The organism is Xanthomonas sp. NCPPB 2250, from assembly GCF_056725265.1.
The window spans coordinates 3,895,287-3,912,679 of the sequence record NZ_CM161520.1; the positions used below are offsets into that span (position 1 = coordinate 3,895,287).

The following is a 17,393-nucleotide window of genomic DNA, read 5'->3' on the forward strand; positions in this document are numbered from 1 at the left end:
GCGCGCGGCCTCAGTACTTGCGCTTGGGCAGTTCGGCCGCGGCCTGGTCCTGGGTGTACATCGATTCCTCCACCACGATGCGCTTGGGCAGCGGCTTGCCCGCCTTGAGGTCGCGGATGGCCTGGACCAGTTGCGGGCCCAGCAGCGGATTGCATTCGACGGTGACGTTGAGCTTGCCGGCCTGCATCGCCTCGAACGCGCCCTTCACCCCGTCCACCGAGATCACCAGGATATCCTTGCCCGGCTTCAGCCCGGCTTCCTCGATCGCCTGGATCGCACCAATCGCCATGTCGTCGTTGTGTGCGTAGAGCGCGTCGATGTTGCGCCCTTCCGCCTTCAGGAACGCCTCCATCACTTCCTTGCCCTTGGCGCGGGTGAAGTCGCCGCTCTGCGAGCGCACGATCTGGAAGCGCGGATGCGCCGCCAGGATCTCCTTGAAGCCCTTCATGCGGTCGATCGCCGGCGCCGATCCCACCGTGCCCTGCAGTTCGACGATGCGCACCGGCTTGTCGCCGTCCTTCAGCGGCGAGCGCTCGACCAGCCAGCGCGCCGCCTTGCGTCCTTCCTCGACGAAATCCGAACCGATCAAGGTCACGTACAGGCTGTCGTCGGACACCTTCACCGCGCGGTCGGTCAGCACCACCGGGATCTTCGCGGCCTTGGCCTCGCGCAGCACCGTCTCCCAGCCCGACTCCACCACCGGCGAAAACGCGATCACGTCCACGCGCTGGGCGATGAACGAGCGCAGCGCCTTGATCTGGTTTTCCTGCTTCTGCTGCGCGTCGGAGAACTTCAGCGTCATGCCGGCATCGGCGACGGCCTGCTTGATCGAGGCGGTGTTGGCGGTGCGCCATTCGCTCTCGGCGCCGACCTGGCTGAAACCGACGGTGAGTTGCCCGGGCGCCTTGCCCGCGTCCTTGCCGCCGCCGGAACACGCGGCCAGCGCCATCCCCAGCAGTGCCGCGATTCCCAGCGCCCGCATTCCCGACGTGTGCTTGTGCATAGCCCCTCCTCGTTGATGGCACGCTGGCGGCGGACGGGCCCGGAGGCCGCGACGCGCCGCCCACCCTCCCAGGCCGGCGTGCGCTGATTCGATCAGTTCATGGTGCGGATGTGTAAGCCGTCTTGACCGTGGTGTAGAACTCCACCGCATACCGGCCCTGCTCGCGCGGGCCGTAGCTGGAGGCCTTGCGTCCGCCGAACGGCACGTGCGGGTCGACGCCGGCAGTGGGCAGGTTAACCATCACCATGCCCGCCTGCGCATGCCGCTTGAAATGCGTGGCGTGCTTCAGCGAGCGCGTGGCGATGCCGGCGCACAGGCCGAACTCGGTGTCGTTGGCCAAGGCCAGCGCGTGCTCGTAGTCGTCGGCCACCAGCACCGCGGCGACCGGGCCGAACACCTCCTCGCGGGCGATGCGATGCTGCGGCTGTGCTGCGACCAGCGCCGGGCGCAGGTAGTAGCCGCGGTGCGCGCACTCCAGCGCCTCGCCGCCGTAGAGCAGCTCGGCGCCTTCCTCGCGGGCGATGCGCAGGTAGTCGCGGTCCTGCTCGAACTGGCTGGCGCTGGCGACCGGGCCGATATCCACACCCGGCTCCAGCGCATGGCCGATCTTCAGTGCGGCCAGGCGCGTGCGCACACGTGCGACGAAGTCGTCGTGCACCGCGCGTTCGACGATCAGCCGGCTCGACGCGGTGCAGCGCTGGCCGGTGGAGAAATACGCGCCGTTGACCGCGATCTCCGCCGCCAGGTCCAGGTCGGCATCGGCCAGCACCACCAGCGGATTCTTGCCGCCCATCTCCAACTGGATCTTCAGCCCGCGCTCGGCGGCCTGGCGCAACAGCCGGTTGCCGGTGGGCACCGAGCCGGTGAAGCTCAGCGCATCGATGCCGCGCTCGGCGACCAGCGCCTGGCCGACCGTGCTGCCGCTACCGAGCACCAGGTTGAACGCGCCGTTGGGCAGACCGGCGCGGCTGAGGATCTCGGCCAGCGCCCAGGCGCAGCCGGGCACGATCTCCGCCGGCTTGAACACCACGGTGTTGCCGTAGGCCAGCGCCGGTGCGATCTTCCACGCCGGGATCGCCAGCGGGAAATTCCACGGCGCGATGATACCGACCGTGCCGACCGGCTCGCGGGTGATCTCGACGTTGACCCCGGGCCGGGTGGAGGCCAGCGTCTCGCCGGGAATGCGCAAGGCCTCGCCGGCGAAGAACTTGAAGATCTGCCCGGCGCGCGCCGCCTCGCCGATGCTCTCCGGCAAGGTCTTGCCCTCTTCCGAGGCCAGCAGCGCGCCCAGTTCCTGCTTGCGCGCCAGGATCTCGCTGCCGACCGCGTCCAGCGCGTCGGCGCGCTGCTGCGGCGTGCTCGCGGCCCACGCCGACTGCGCCGCGTTGGCCGCAGCGATCGCCTCGCGCACCGCGGCCGCATCGACGCCGCCGGCCTCGCCGACCGGTGCCGACAGGTCGGACGGGTTCTCGTCGGGGGCGATGGCGTCGCCGGTCACCCAGCGGCCGTCGATGTAGCTCTGGAAACGTCGGGTCATGCCTACCTCCGTGCGGTTCTACAGCGCGCGCACGCCGCCCAGGGCGAATCCGCTGTCGACGCGCTGCAAGGGATTGACCAGCGCCGCGCCGAACTCGGGCAGTTCGATCTCGAAGCGGTCGCCGGGCTGCGCCTGCACGCCGTCGGCGAAGCTCAGCGTCGCGGTGCCGAAGAAATGCAGGTGCACGTCGCCGGGCACGCGGTGCGCGGCGTACTTGAAATGGTGGTACTCGAGATTGGCCAGCGAATGGCACATGTTGGCCTCGCCGGTGACGAAGGGCTTCTCCCAGATCACCGCGTCGCCGCGGCGGATGCGGCTGTGCCCGCGCAGGTCGCGCGGCAAGGCACCGCAGCGCAGTTCCGGGCCGACCGCGCAGGCGCGCAGCTTGGAATGGGCCAGATACAGATAGTTCTGGCGCTCGGTGACGTGGTCGGAGAACTCGTTGCCCAGCGCGAAGCCGAGCCGGTACGGCACGCCGTCGGCGCCGATCACGTACAGCCCGACCAGTTCCGGCTCCTCGCCGCCGTCCAGGGCGAAGTCCGGCGACGGCAGCGGCGCGCCCGGCGCGACCAGGCTGCTGCCGTCGCCCTTGTAGAACCATTCCGGCTGCGCGCCGGGCTGGCCGTCGCGCGGGATGCCGCCTTCCACGCCGAGCTGGAAGATCTTCATCGAATCGGTGAGCGTGCCCTGCGCCGCCTGCTGCTGCAGGTTCTGGTGCATGGCGTCGCGGGTGGCGGCGCTGCCAAGGTGGGTCAGGCCGGTGCCGGTGACGCGGCAATGCGCCGGGTCCGGGTGGGTCAACGGCGGCAGCACCCGGCCGGCGGCCAGCAGCGCGGCGTAGTCGAGCACGCGCTCGCCTCGCAACTGCTGCGCCTGCGCCTCCAGGCTGGTGCCGGCGGCCAGCGCCGCGTTGGCCAGCGCATAGGTCGACGCCACCTCGCGCAGCAGCCGCACCTGGCGGCCGTCGTCTTCCACCACACCGACGCCGGGCGTGCCGGCGTCATCGAGCAACTGGATCAATCGCATGCATCGGTCGCCTGTCGGAATGCGGGCGCGCAGCGCGCGACGCGGGACATGCGCGACGCGAAGCGCTCGTCGCTATTCTGGCCGGACGACCTATATGCAACAAATATCGGTTTTGGCTTAACGTATACGAACATTCGTATCTCTGTGAGCGCCATGCCTGCCGCCCCGCCCTGGTTCGTCCGCGCCCGCCTGAAGACCCGGCAATTGATGCTGCTGCTGGCGATCGAGGAGGAAGGCAACATCCACCGCGCCGCCGAAACCTTGAACATGTCGCAGCCGGCGGCGTCCAAGTTGCTCAAGGACCTGGAGGACATGCTGGCGGTGCCGCTGTTCGAGCGCCTGCCCCGCGGCATGCGCGCGACCTGGTACGGCGAGGCGATGATCCGCCACGCGCGCATCGCCCTGGCCAGCCTCGGCGAGGCCGGCGCCGAGATCGAGGCGCTGAAGGCCGGCTATGCCGGCAGCGTGGCCGTCGGCGCGATCGCCGGGCCGGCGATGAGCCTGCTGCCGTCCGCGCTGGCCCAGGTCGGCGCGCAGCATCCGCTGCTGCGGGTGAGCCTGCGCGTGGACGGCAGCGACGTGCTGCTGGAGCAACTGGCGCAGAACAAGCTGGACATCGTGGTGGCGCGGCTGTTCGCACGGCACGACAAGCGCCACCTGCACTACCAGGCGCTTGCCGAGGAAAAGGTCTGCGCCATCGCCCGCCCCGGCCATCCGCTGCTGGCGGCGCCGGCGCCGACGCTGGCCGTGCTGGCCGAGGCGCCGTGGATCGTGCCGCCGGACGGCAGCGTGCTGCGCCACCGCTTCGAACTGATGTTCCAGAACGCCGGGCTGGAGGCGCCCAAGCGGGTGATCGAGACCTCGGCGCTGGTGGTGCTGCCGCAGCTGCTGCGCCATGGCGACGCGCTGGCGGTGGTGCCGGAGGACGTGGCCCGGCATTTCGCCGACCACGGCAGCGTGGCGATCGTGCCGGTGGCGCTGTCCTGCCGCATGGACGCCTTCGGCCTGATCACCCGCCGCGACTGGCTGCTGTCGCCCGGTGCGCGGATCGTGCTGCAGGCGCTGCAGGAGGCGGCCGCGGCGGTCTACGGCGTCGCCGTGGCAGCGACTGCGCCGTCGCTGCCTGCGGACGGCTGATCGCGTCGGGACTGAAGTCCCTCCCACAACGTCTTTGCCGCACCGGCGTGCAGCGTTTGTAGGAGCGGCTTCAGCCGCGACGCATGGAGCCGGACGCCCGCGCGCGACGGCCCCATCCAAACCGACGCCCCCCCTAGAGCATCCCTACACCACTCGCCGCCGGACCTGGCTCAGGTCCAGCCGCCATCCACCACGAACTCCTGCGCGGTGATCGCGCGCGCCTCGTCCGAGGCCAGGAACAGCGCCATGCGCGCGATGTCCTCCGGCATCACCTTGTCCGGCAGGCACTGGTTGCGCGCCAGCTCGCGCTCGCCGGCCTCGTCCAGCCACAGGGTGACCTGGCGTTCGGTCATCACCCAGCCCGGGGTCAGCACGTTGATGCGGATCCGCGCCGCGCCCAGGTCGCGCGCCAGGCCGCGGGTGAGGCCGTTCACCGAGGACTTGGCGGTGGCGTACACCGGATAGCCGCCGGTCTTGCTCTGCCAGCCGGTGGAGCCGAGGTTGACGATGGAACCGCCGCCCAGCCGCTGCATGCCCGGCACCACCGCCTGGATCGCGAAGAACGCGGCCCGCTGGTTGATCGACACGCAGCGCTCCCAGTACTCCGGGGTCACCGCGTCCAGCGCATGGCGGTCGTCGCTGCCGACGTTGTTGAGCAGCACGTGGAAGTCGCCCAGCTCCGCCGCCGCCTCGCCGATCGCCGCCTGCAGCGCGGCCACGTCGGTCACGTCGCAGCGGCGCCACCATGGCGCGGTCAGGCCGCCTGCGGCCAGGCGCTCGGCCAGCGCGGCGCTGGCCTCGGCCGCGACATCGACGAAGGCCACCTGCGCGCCCTGCGCGGCGAAGGCCTCGACCAGCGCGGCGCCGATGCCGGAGCCGCCGCCGGTGATGAAGACGCGGCGCCCGCGCAGGCTGCCGTAGGTTGCGTTGCCGAGGGAGGAAGGCGCTGCGCTTGCCGAGTTGTCCATGCCGTTTCGCTCTAGGTGGATAGGATTTCGATATATGAAAACAAATATCCATTCGATGATATTTGCTATTTTTCACGTATCAATATGCCCGCTAGCATCGCCGGCGTAAAGCATCCGGGGGCGGCTTGCGCGCAGGCGGATCCCGGCGTCCTGGACTCGAGGAATCCGCCGACATGGGCTCACCCAGCAAACCGCCGCGCCGCAGCCAGGCGTGGTTCGGGCGCGAAGGCAAGCAGGGCTTCTACTACCGCAGCTGGCTCAAGAGCGCCGGCCACCCGCACGACATGTTCGATGGCCGCCCGGTCATCGGCATCTGCAACACCTGGTCGGAACTGACGCCGTGCAACGGCCACCTGCGCGAACTGGCCGAACACGTCAAAAAGGGCGTGTACGAGGCCGGCGGGTTCCCGCTGGAGTTCCCGGTGATGTCGCTGGGCGAGACGCAGATGCGCCCCACCGCGATGCTGTTCCGCAACCTCGCCAGCATGGACGTGGAGGAATCGATCCGCGCCAATCCGCTGGACGGCGTGGTGCTGCTGATGGGCTGCGACAAGACCACCCCGTCCTTGCTGATGGGCGCGGCTAGCGTCGACCTGCCGACCATTGGCGTGTCCGGCGGGCCGTCGCTGTCGGGCAACTGGCGCGGACAGCCGCTGGGCTCGGGCACCGGCGTGATCGAGATGTCGGAGATGGTCCGCGCCGGTCTGCTGAGCCAGGACGATTTCGTCGAGGCCGAAGCCTGCATGCAGCGCTCCAAGGGCAGCTGCATGACCATGGGCACCGCCTCGACCATGGCCAGCATGGTCGAGGCGCTGGGCATGTCGCTGCCGGAGAACGCGGCGATCCCGGCGGTGGACGCACGCCGCGCGCGGCTGGCGCGGCTCAGTGGCCGGCGCATCGTGCAGATGGTAGAAGAGGACCTGCGCATGTCGCAGGTGCTGACCGCCGACGCCTTCGCCAACGCGATCAAGGTCAATGCGGCGATCGGCGGCTCCACCAACGCGGTGCTGCACCTGCTCGCCCTGGCCGGCCGCGTGGGCGTGCCGCTGCAACTGGACGACTGGGACCGGCTCGGCTCGCGGCTGCCATGCCTGGTCAATCTCAAACCGTCCGGCCAGTACCTGATGGAAGACTTCTACTATGCCGGCGGCTTGCCGGCGGTGATGCGCGAACTCGGCAGCGAACTGGCGCTGGACGCGCGCACCGTCAATGGCCGCACCGTCGGCGAGAACGTGGCGCAGGCGCCGTGCTGGAACCGCGAGGTGATCCACCCGCTGGACGCGCCGGTCCGCGCGGAGGCCGGCATCGCCGTGTTGCGCGGCAACCTGGCGCCCGACGGCGCGGTGATCAAGCCCTCGGCGGCCTCGCCGCACCTGTTGCGGCACCGCGGGCGCGCGGTGGTGTTCGAGAGCATCGAGGACTTCAAGGCGCGCATCGACGACGAGGCGCTGGACATCGACGCCGACTGCATCATGGTGCTCAAGCACTGCGGCCCGCGCGGCTACCCGGGCATGGCCGAGGTCGGCAACATGCCGCTGCCGCCGAAGCTGCTGCGCGCCGGCATCACCGACATGGTGCGCATCTCCGACGCGCGCATGAGCGGCACCGCCTACGGCACCGTCGTGCTGCACGCCTCGCCGGAGGCCGCGGCCGGCGGCACCCTGGCGCTGGTGCGCGACGGCGACATCATCGAGCTCGACGTCCCCGGCCGCGCGCTGCACCTGGAGGTCAGCGACGAGGAACTGCTGCGCCGGCGCAGCGAATGGACCCCGCCACCGGCGCCGCCGCGCGGCTGGAGCAAGCTCTACGTGGAGCACGTGCAGCAGGCGCACCTGGGCGCGGACCTGGACTTCCTGGTCGGCGGCAGCGGCGACGCGGTGGCGCGCGATTCGCATTAGCGGCTGCGGCCAGATGCATCCACCGTGATGATGCATCCACCTTGATTTCGTAGGAGCGGCTTCAGCCGCGACAGGCGTGACCGATAACCCACGTCGCGACTGCAAGCCACTTCCAACCGCCACATTCGCCACGCACCGCCGTGATGTCGTAGGAGCGGCTTCAGCCGCGACAGGCTCTACCGGTAACGCCTCGTCGCGGCTGAAGCCGCTCCTACAGAAGCTTGCGGCGAGCCCGCCAGGTGCACTGCGGGAGGGACTTCAGTCCCGACGCATTACGCCCTTGGAACGCACACCACGTCGCGCGTCGCGGCTGCATGACAGTCGACTCCGACAGGAAGCGGCGGACGCCGCCTTCTTCCACACGCACCGCCCCCACGTCACCGAACCGTCATCTGCAGCTTCTAGCCTGCGCCGCACCCCAGGGACAAGGCAGGCTCGGTGGCGGCTCACCCCAAACGCGCATGGGCGCGCATGTTCGCGGAACACGGCCCGGTGCTGCGCGGCTTCTTCGTGCGCCGCGGCGCACGCGAAGACGCCGAGGACATGGTGCAGGAAACCTATCTGCGGTTGCTGCGCGCGCATCGGCAGCAGGGCGAGGCCATCGCCAATCCCGAAGCCTATCTGTACACCGTCGCGCAGAACCTGGCGCGCGAACAGGCCGCGCGTCGCCGCCAGGCGCCGCTGCGCATCGACGAGATGGAGCAGTTCTCGCAATTGCTGGCGGCGGGAGACGACGTGGAAGACAGCGCACACCGGCGGCAGCGCCAGCAGCACCTGCAGGCCCTGCTCGCCGACCTGCCCGCGCGCACCCGCTCGGTGTTGGTGATGCAGTACCGCGACGGGCTGAGCTACAAGCAGATCGCCGAACGCATGGGCGTGTCGCCGCACATGGTCAAGAAGCACGTGGTGCGCGGGCTGTCGGCCTGCCGCCGCGCGCTGGCCGACAGCGGAGACCGCTGGTGAACGACAGCACGTTCTCTTCGCGCAGCGCCATCGCCGATGCCGCGCACTGGCATGCCGTGCAACGCATGCAGCCGCTGGACGCGAAACAGGAACAGCAATTGCTGGACTGGCTGACCGCCTCGCCGCAGCATCTGCGCGAGTATCTGGCCATGCAGCGCGTGGCCGGCGAACTCGGCGAAGCGCTGCGCGGCATGGACCTGGACGTGGACGCCTTGCTCGCCAGCGACGACACCGCCGATGGCGCGGCGAGCGGCAATGTCATCGCCCTGCCCGTGCCGCGGCGCGCGACAGCGCCAGCGCCAGCGCCAGTGCGCGCGGCCCGCGCCCAGGCTGCGCCGCGCTGGCGCCTGGCCGCGGCCGCCGCGGTGTGCGCGGTCGCGGTGCTGGTCGGCTGGGCCTGGCCGACCAGCCAGACCTACCGCACCGCGCTCGGCGAACAACGCAGCGTGCAACTGGCCGACGGCAGCACGGTGCGGCTCAACGCGCAGACCCAGGTACGCGCCACGCTGACACCGTGGAGCCGAAAACTGCAGTTGCTGCAGGGCCAGGCCAGTTTCGTGGTCGCCGCCGACCGGCGCCCGCTGCAGGTGCAGGCCGGCGGCCTGCGCGTGGAGGACATCGGCACCACCTTCGACATCGCCCTGCACCCCGACCAGGCGCGCATCGAGGTCTCGTCCGGGCGCGTGCAGGTGTGGCGCGAGGATCGGCCGCAGCAGCCGATGCTGGCCGATCTCGGCGCCGGCCAGAGCGCGCGCATCGACACCGCCGACGGCCGGGTCGAACTGGGCAACGAGGACGTCGCGGCGATGCACGCCTGGTGGCAGCGCCGCATCGTGTTCCGCGACGAACCGCTGGCGAACGTCGCCGAGGACTTCAACCGGCTCAACCGTACCCGCCTGCTGATCGACGACGCCGACGCCGGTGCGATGCGACTGACCGGCAACCTGCGTGGCGACGATGTCGCCGCGTTGCGCGCCTTCCTCGATGCGCAGCCGACATTGCAGGTACGCACCAGCGCCGACGGCATCCACGTGCGCAGCCGCGTGCCGACACAGGCGCGCCTGCAGTAGCGCGGCAGCTGCGTCGCGCGCACTGCGCGGCGCAGGCACCCTTCCAACCAGACGGCCGGCGCGCCATCAGCGCATCACATGCATCGTGCACGCACGCATCCGTGCGCGCACGCGAAGCCAGCACTCCCACGCACGTGTCACAGAAAATTCATCGAAAAACGGTGCCCGATCTTCGCGGTGGCGCCTCGTAGTCCGGGGACAGCGCAGGCAAACGCCGGATGGCGATGCCGCGCGCACCACACCACCCCCGCTCTCACAGGACCCGACGATGCGCCGCACCCTGTTCCTTTCCATCGCCCTCGCCCTGCACACCGGTGTCGCCGGCGCGCAGACCGCGCCCGTCGCGGTCGAGGCGATTCCCGCGCAGCCGCTGGCGCGCGCACTCAATGCGTTGTCGCGGCAGACCGGCCTGCAGTTCGTCTATGCCGCCGGCAGCACCGGCAACCCGCAGACGCATGGCAGTCGCGCCGGCGCCGCGCCGGAACAGGCGCTGCAGCAACTGCTCGACGGCACCGGCCTGCGCTACCGCTTCCTCACCCCGACCACGGTGACGATCGAGGCAGCGAGCGCGCCGGCGGAAACAGCGGCCACTGCACCGGCGGCGATGACGGCCGCACCGACGCCGGCACCGGTGATGCCGGCGGATGCGCCGGTCAAGCAACTGGACAGCATCCAGGTACTCGGCAGCTACGCCGGCAGCCTCAGCGCCGCGCTGCGCGAGAAGCGCTACGCCGACAGCGTGGTCGACGTGATCGCCGCCGAGGACATCGGCAAGCTGCCGGCGCAGAACGTGGCCGAAGCGCTGCAGCGCGTGCCCGGCGTGTCGATCGTGCGCGACCGCGGCGAAGGCGTGTACGTGCGCGTGCGCGGCCTCGGCCCCAACTTCCAGGTAACCACGCTCAACGGCCAGACCATGGCGGTCAACGAGAACGTGCGCACCTCCGGCCAGACCGGCCGCCAGTTCCGCTACGACACCCTGCCGGCGGAACTGGTCGCCGGCCTGGAGGTGATCAAGAGCCCCACCGCCGACCTGGACGAAGGCGCGATCGGCGGCATCGTCAACGTGCGCACGTTCCGCCCGCTGGAACTGGGTAAAACGCTCACCAACGTGTCGCTGGAGTCGAGCCAGGCGCAGCGCACCCACGCCAACGACCCGCGCGTGTCCGGCCTGTTCAACTGGGTCAACGCCGACGGCACCTTCGGCCTGCTGCTGTCCGGCGCCTACGCGCAGCGCAGCCTGCGCCAGGACCGGGTCAACGAAGTGAGCTGGGACTACTACCGCGACGGGGTGCCAGGCGTGCCCGGCGCCAACTACGTCCCCACCGGCCTGCGCCCGACGCTGGAACTGGAGCAGCGCGAACGCACCGGCATCGCCGCCTCGCTGCAGTGGAAGCCGAGCGCGGCCTGGGAAACCAACCTGGACCTGCTCTACGCCAAGCAGACCGTGCACTACGACGAATACAGCCTGGGCGTGGGCTTCGACAGCCTGGCCAAGCTCAGCAACCTGCGCGTGGCGCACGGCGGCGTCGCCGGCTTCGACTACCGCAACGGCCAGGTGCAGATCTCGCGCGAGACCTCCGGCATCACCGACGACAACCGCAGCGCGCGCCTGTCCAGCACCTGGAGCAGCGATGCGTGGACGCTGGGCGCGGTGGCGTTCCACTCGCAGGCGCACAGCTACGACTCCGATCCGATCCGGCGCACGCGCCTGCGCAGCGGCACCACCCTGTCGATGCGCGTGGACATGCCGCAGGCCGATGGCGACGACGTGCCCGACTGGCGCTTCACCAATGGCTTCGACCCGACCAACCCGGCCAGCGTGGCCGGGCGCCGCCTGGAGTGGCGCGAGATCGATGCGCGCGACAAGGAGGACGCGCTGCAGCTCGACGCCAAACGCGCGCTCGGCGACGGCTTCTTCCGCGAGCTCAAGTTCGGCGCCAAGTACCGGCAGCGCTCGCGCACCTACGATCGCGCCGACCTGCTGCTGACCAGCATCGCCGGCGTGCGCTTCCCGGCCGGTAACTTCACCGCGCTGCCGGTGGACGACATGCTGACCGACGCCAACGGCAACCTGCCGCGGCAGTGGCTGGCACCGATCGAGTCGCGCTTCTTCGGGACCTGGCCGACCGCCGCGGACCTGGTCAACACGCCGAACAGCGCCGACCTGCAGAACTCCTACGAGGTAAAGGAAAAGATCGGCTCGGCCTATGCGATGGCCGACTTCGGCGGCGACCTGGCCGGCCGCGCGCTGCGCGGCAACCTCGGCGTGCGCCTGGTGCGCACCGAGCAGACCACCGACGGCCACGCCGACGTCAACGGCAGCGCGCAGCCGGTGCACTTCGAACGCAGCTACAGCAACGCGCTGCCTTCGTTCAACGCCGCCTGGGACGTGCGCGAGGACATGGTGCTGCGCAGCTCCGCGGCCAAGGTCATCACCCGCCCCGACCTCACCGACCTGTCGTCCAAGCTCACCTTCAATTCCAGCGGCGAGATCCTCACCGCCAGCGGCGGCAACCCGTCGCTGCGTCCGTTCGAGGCCTGGCAGTACGACCTGACCTTCGAGTGGTACATCGACGGCACCTCGGCGCTGACCGGCGGCGTGTTCTACAAGGACATCTCGCGCTTCATCCAGACCCAGATGTCGAACCTGCAGTACCAGGGCCAGACCTACCTGCTCTCGTCCAAGACCAACGGCAGCCAGGCCAGCGTCAAGGGCGTGGAAGTGGCCTACCAGCAGGTCTTCGCCGGCCTGCCGGCGCCGCTGGACGGGCTGGGCATGCAGCTCAACTACACCTGGACCGACAGCGAGGCCACCTACCGCGACGGCAACCGCACCTTCACCGACAGCCTCGAAGGCGTGGCCAAGAACACCTACAACGCGGTGCTCTTCTACGAGAAGGGGCCGCTGATGGCGCGGGTGAGCTATGGCTGGAGCGACGACATCGTCAACGCGGTCGGTACCGCCAACGTCGCCACGCTCAACAGCGACAAGTTCGGCAGCCTCGACGCGAACGTGGCCTGGAAGGTCAACGACACCCTGTCGGTGTTCGTCAACGCGATCAATCTCACCGGCGCCGTGCAGCGCCAGTACGTCGGCGATCGCCTGTTCGGCGGCTACACCGACTACGGCCGCACCTGGTCGGTGGGCCTGCGCGCACGTTTCTGATCCGCCGCGCTGCCGCCCACGCGCGGCAGCCAGCCCGCCCCGCGGCCTGCATCGCCGCGGGCGCCGGCCATCGCACCGTGCGCGCACCGCCGCGCGCGGCGTACCGCCTCTGCCTGGAGCTTGCCGATGCCATCGCTGCCGTGCCTCGCCACCCTCGCCCTGTTCGTCCTCGCGCCACTGGCCTGCACCGCCGCACGCGCGCAACCGGCCGCGACGGAGACCCTGGAAAAAGTCGTCATCCTCAAGCGTCACGGCGTACGCGCGGCGATGTCCAGCGCGGAGCAACTGGAGCGTTACTCGGCGCGCCCCTGGCCGCGCTTCGCGGTGCCCGCCGGGTATCTCACCGCGAACGGCGCTGCGCTGGAACGCTTGTTCGGCGCTTACTACCGCGCCCGCTACGCACCGCTAGGACTGTTCGCCGGCGACGGCTGCGCGGCCGCGTACTACTGGGCCAACCGCACCCAACGCACCCTCGCCTCGGCACAGGCGCTGGCCAGCACGCTGACCCCGGGCTGCGCCAACCCGGTGCACAGCGTCGCCGACGATGCCTCCGATCCGCTGTTCGACGGCGCGCCCGCCCTGCGCACTCCCGCCGCGGTGGCGCAGATGCGCGCGGCCATCGCCGGCCGCATCGGCGGGGATGCGCAGGCCTGGAACGCGGCCCAGGCGGATGCCATCGACAGCCTGCAGCACCTGCTGCTGCAGTGCGCGCAACGGCCCTGCCCGGCCGATGCCGGTGAGGGCAAGCAGCGCCTGGATGCGGTGCCGGCGCGGCTGGGCGACGCCGAGGACGCGATCCCCGGCATCGAAGGCCCGGCCGCGGCCGCCTCCGGCCTCAGCGAAAGCCTGTTGATGGCCTGGGCCGACGGCCAGGACTTCGCCGCGCTGGGCTGGCGCGGCATCGACGAAGCCAGCCTGTTACGCGCCTTCGCCCCGCACCAGGCCGAATTCGCGCTGCGCCTGCGCGCGCCCGCCGTGGCGCGCATGGCCGCCTCGCCGCTGGCGGCGCGGCTGCTGGCGACGTTGCTGGACGGCAGCGGCCAGGCCACGCACGCCGCGCCGATCGGCGGCGCGGCACGGCTGGTGGTGCTGTCCGGCCACGACGGCACCCTGACCCTGCTGGCCGGCATGCTCGACCTGCACTGGCAACTGCCCGGCTACCAGCCCGACCAGACCGTGCCCGGCGGCGCACTGGTGTTCGAGCTCTGGCGCCGCGCCGACGGCGAACGGGTGATCCGCCTGCGCTACACCGCGCAGAGCCTGGCGCAGCTGCGCGAACGCCGCGCGCTGACGATGCAGGCACCGCCGCTGGAATCGGCGGTGTTCGTTCCGCAGTGCAGCCGCGCCGGCGCCGCGTACGACTGTCCGCTACCCGCCTTCGCCGCCGCGGTCGAAGCCGTGCTCGATCCGCAGTTCCTGACCCCATGACGCCACGTGCGCCGGCTCCGGCCGGTCGCGCGGCGGCATCGGTGCCTTCCGGCACCGCCCCTGGCGCTCGCGCCACCCGCTGTTCCTCCCAACCCGCAAGAGGCGATTCATGATCCAGCATCTACGCACCCTCGTGAGCTACGGCATCGGATTGAGCCTGGCCTGCGCCGGCGTGGTCCACGCGCAATCGGACGTCGGCGTGCTCGACGTGCTCACCTACAACGTCGCCGGCCTGCCGCAGGGCATCTCCAGCAGCAACCCGGCCGCCAACACCGCCCAGATCGCACCGAAGCTGGCGCCCTACGGCCTGATCAACGTGCAGGAAGACTTCAACTATCACGCCACCCTGTACGCGGGCGACAAGCACCCCTACCGCACGCCCACCAGCGGCGGCGCAGCGATCGGCGACGGCCTCAACACGCTGAGCAACTACCGCTTCGACGATTTCACCCGCATCAAGTGGGACAAGTGCAACGGCACCGACTGCCTCACGCCGAAGGGCTTCAGCTACATGCGCGTGCGCCTGGACGACGGCGTGCTGCTGGACGTGTACAACGCGCATCCCAACGCCGGCACCGAGAGCGGCGACCTGGCCGCGCGGCGCGCCAACATCAGCCAGCTCTCGCAGTTCATCCAAACCTGGTCGGCCGGCAATGCGGTGCTGGTGATGATGGACTCCAACACCCGCTACACCCGCGCCGACGACAACATCCGCGAGCTGATTTCCGCCAACGGCCTGACCGATACCTGGGTGGAACTGGTCAAGGGCAGCGCCCCGGCCGCCGGCGCCGCGCCGCTGCTGTGCGGCACCCCGCCGACCAACGACTGCGAAGTGGTGGACAAGATCCTGTACCGCGACGCGCCGCAGCTGACCCTGGTCGCCAACCGCTACAAGCTCGACGACGGCAGCTTCTACGACAGCGACGGCAAGCCGCTGTCCGACCACTACCCGCTGGCCGCGCAGTTCGGCTGGGCGGTCGGCACTACCGTGCGCACCAGCGACCAGTTCGGCGGCCCGCACGGCACCCCGTTCAACGACATCGCCAAGGGCGCCGAGCAGCGCACCATCGCCAGCGTGACCCTGCGCGGCGCCTCGCGTCTGGACGGCATCGCACTGGGCCTGGACAACGGCAGCACCCTGACCCACGGCGGCAGCGGCGGTGACGCGGTCACGCTGCGCCTGGGCAGCAACGAGCGGCTGACCTCGGCCACGCTGAGCGTGGGCCAGTACAACGGCCACACCCGGCTGTTCTCGCTGAGCCTGCGCACCAACCAGGGCCGTAGCCTGAGCGCCGGCACGCCGACCACCGAGACCTACACGCTCACCGCGCCCAGCGGCTGGCACATCGCCGGCTTCACCGGCCGCGACGGCGACGAGATCGACAAGCTCGGCGCGATCTACCGCAAGGATTGACGGAACCGCGGGCGCCATCGCGTCCGCGGCACTGCAAGGGCAACGGCGCGCGTGGCGACGCGCGCCGTTCGACTTACCGAAGATGAGTCGCCGGCTGCGACCTGTCGCAGGTCGCGCGCATCGACTTGAAACGAGCGGATGCACGCGCCTGAAGGTGCGGATAGGAAATCTCCACACCAGGCCGCGCGATGCGTCTACGTGTCTACGTGGGCCGCACTCGCGCGTACACCACAATGTCGTGCTTCGAAACGACGCAGCACACGGGCACGGCAAGCCGCTGCCCGCCGACACCGCGGCCTATTCGCTCGCCGCTTCCAGCGCCTGCGCCAGGCGCTCCACCGCGATCACTTCCATGCCCTTGACCGTACCGGTCTTGGGCGCGTTGGCCTTGGGTACGATGGCGCGCTTGAAGCCGTGCGTGGCGGCCTCGCGCAGCCGGTCCTCGCCGTTGGGCACCGGGCGGATCTCGCCGGACAGGCCGACCTCGCCGAAGGCGATGGTCTTCTCCGCCAGCGGCCGGTCGCGCAGCGACGACAGCACCGCCAGCAGCACCGGCAGGTCGGCCGCGGTCTCCTGCACGCGGATGCCGCCGACCACGTTGACGAACACGTCCTGATCGCCGACCACGATGCCGCCATGGCGGTGCAGCACCGCCAGCAGCATCGCCAGCCGGTTCTGCTCCAGGCCCACCGCCACGCGCCGCGGATTGGACAGCGGCGAGGCATCCACCAGCGCCTGCACTTCCACCATCAGCGGCCGCGTGCCTTCGCGGGTGACCATCACGCAACTGCCGGGCTGGTGCGCGCTGCCGCCGGACAGGAAGATCGCCGACGGGTTGGAGACTTCCTTCAGCCCCTTCTCGCCCATCGCGAACACGCCCAGTTCGTTGACCGCGCCGAAGCGGTTCTTGAACGCACGCAGCAGACGGAAGCGGCTGCCGCTCTCGCCCTCGAAGTACAGCACCGCATCGACCATGTGCTCGAGCACGCGCGGGCCGGCGATGCCGCCCTCCTTGGTGACGTGGCCGACCAGGAACACCGCCGTGCCGGTCTCCTTGGCATAGCGCACCAGCCGCGCCGCGCTCTCGCGCACCTGGCTCACCGAGCCGGGCGCGGCGGTCAGCGCCTCGGTCCACAGGGTCTGCACCGAGTCGGCGACGATCAGCTTGGGCCGCGCCGCGCTGGCGTGCTGCAGGATGTGCTCGATGCCGGTCTCGGCCAGCGCGTTGAGGCCGTCCAGCGGCAAGTCCAGGCGCACCGCGCGTCCGGCGACCTGGCCCAGCGATTCCTCGCCGGTCACGTACAGCACCGGCAAGGTGCCGGCCATCTTCGCCAGCGCCTGCAGCAGCAGGGTCGACTTGCCGATGCCCGGATCGCCGCCGATCAGCACCACCGCGCCCTCGACCAGGCCGCCGCCGAGCACCCGGTCGAACTCGCCGATGCCGGTGGACACGCGCGCCTGGTCGCGGTGCTCCACGTCCTTGAGCGCGGTGATCTTCGGCGTCTCGGCCTTGCCGGCCCAGCCGCTGCGCCGCGCCGCGGCCGGCGCCTTGGCCGTGGCCGCGCTCTCCAGCACGATCTCACTCAGCGAGTTCCAGGCGCCGCATTCGGTGCACTGGCCCTGCCATTTGTTGTATTCGGCGCCGCACTCGCCGCAGACATAGGCCGTTTTCGCTTTCGCCATCTGCTTCTGGTCCGCTCAGACAATGCATCAGCATAGTGGCTGGCGGTCTCAGCGTCCGCGACGCGGCGCCAGGCGCTGCATCGCACTCGCTTCCCCAGCT

12 protein-coding genes are annotated in these 17,393 nt (G+C 70.4%); 7 read left to right on the forward strand and 5 right to left on the reverse strand.

All coding sequences use genetic code 11. The features are described 5' to 3' along the window. Positions 1-10 precede the first annotated feature (10 nt). From AC1PMG_RS15555 to araD1, 3 genes are all read right to left on the reverse strand, one after another. On the reverse strand, positions 11-1,003 hold the full coding sequence (locus tag AC1PMG_RS15555) for an ABC transporter substrate-binding protein (protein ID WP_481109486.1): 993 nt from the start codon (positions 1,001-1,003) through the stop codon (positions 11-13). A gap of 97 nt (positions 1,004-1,100) precedes the next feature. Next, on the reverse strand, positions 1,101-2,540 hold the full coding sequence (locus AC1PMG_RS15560; protein ID WP_481109487.1) for an aldehyde dehydrogenase family protein: 1,440 nt from the start codon (positions 2,538-2,540) through the stop codon (positions 1,101-1,103). Positions 2,541-2,558: 18 nt separating this feature from the next. After that, positions 2,559-3,566, reverse strand: a complete 1,008-nt coding sequence (gene araD1, locus AC1PMG_RS15565; RefSeq protein WP_481109488.1) for an AraD1 family protein — start codon at positions 3,564-3,566, stop codon at positions 2,559-2,561. Positions 3,567-3,719: 153 nt separating this feature from the next. Here araD1 and AC1PMG_RS15570 point away from each other — a divergent pair, with 153 nt between their 5' ends. Further along, on the forward strand, positions 3,720-4,703 hold the full coding sequence (locus AC1PMG_RS15570) for a LysR substrate-binding domain-containing protein (RefSeq protein ID WP_481109489.1): 984 nt from the start codon (positions 3,720-3,722) through the stop codon (positions 4,701-4,703). Between the two features lie 170 nt (positions 4,704-4,873). Here AC1PMG_RS15570 and AC1PMG_RS15575 read toward each other — a convergent pair whose 3' ends face one another. Continuing rightward, positions 4,874-5,671: an SDR family NAD(P)-dependent oxidoreductase gene (locus tag AC1PMG_RS15575; protein WP_481109490.1), complete on the reverse strand. Its 798-nt coding sequence runs from the start codon at positions 5,669-5,671 to the stop codon at positions 4,874-4,876. 173 nt (positions 5,672-5,844) lie between these two features. On the opposite strand from AC1PMG_RS15575, the gene AC1PMG_RS15580 reads away from it, so the two are divergent. The 6 genes from AC1PMG_RS15580 to AC1PMG_RS15605 all read left to right on the forward strand — a co-directional run bounded on the left by AC1PMG_RS15580 (position 5,845) and on the right by AC1PMG_RS15605 (position 15,610). Then, complete coding sequence (locus tag AC1PMG_RS15580; protein WP_481109491.1) at positions 5,845-7,569, forward strand: IlvD/Edd family dehydratase; 1,725 nt, start codon at positions 5,845-5,847, stop codon at positions 7,567-7,569. A gap of 438 nt (positions 7,570-8,007) precedes the next feature. Beyond that, positions 8,008-8,532, forward strand: coding sequence for an RNA polymerase sigma factor (locus tag AC1PMG_RS15585; RefSeq protein WP_481109492.1), 525 nt, complete (start codon positions 8,008-8,010; stop codon positions 8,530-8,532). Then, on the forward strand, positions 8,529-9,602 hold the full coding sequence (locus AC1PMG_RS15590; protein WP_481109493.1) for a FecR family protein: 1,074 nt from the start codon (positions 8,529-8,531) through the stop codon (positions 9,600-9,602). Before AC1PMG_RS15585 ends, AC1PMG_RS15590 begins: the two co-directional genes overlap by 4 nt. Before the next feature lie 268 nt (positions 9,603-9,870). Continuing rightward, complete coding sequence (locus tag AC1PMG_RS15595; protein WP_481109494.1) at positions 9,871-12,768, forward strand: TonB-dependent receptor; 2,898 nt, start codon at positions 9,871-9,873, stop codon at positions 12,766-12,768. Between the two features lie 126 nt (positions 12,769-12,894). After that, positions 12,895-14,196 (forward strand): histidine-type phosphatase, encoded by a 1,302-nt coding sequence (locus tag AC1PMG_RS15600; RefSeq protein WP_481109495.1) that lies wholly within the window; start codon positions 12,895-12,897, stop codon positions 14,194-14,196. A 109-nt stretch (positions 14,197-14,305) separates the two neighbouring features. Further along, complete coding sequence (locus AC1PMG_RS15605; RefSeq protein WP_481109496.1) at positions 14,306-15,610, forward strand: jacalin-like lectin; 1,305 nt, start codon at positions 14,306-14,308, stop codon at positions 15,608-15,610. Between the two features lie 297 nt (positions 15,611-15,907). On the opposite strand, the gene radA is transcribed toward AC1PMG_RS15605, so the two are convergent. Continuing rightward, positions 15,908-17,293: a DNA repair protein RadA gene (radA, locus tag AC1PMG_RS15610; RefSeq protein ID WP_017914782.1), complete on the reverse strand. Its 1,386-nt coding sequence runs from the start codon at positions 17,291-17,293 to the stop codon at positions 15,908-15,910. Positions 17,294-17,393 lie beyond the last annotated feature (100 nt).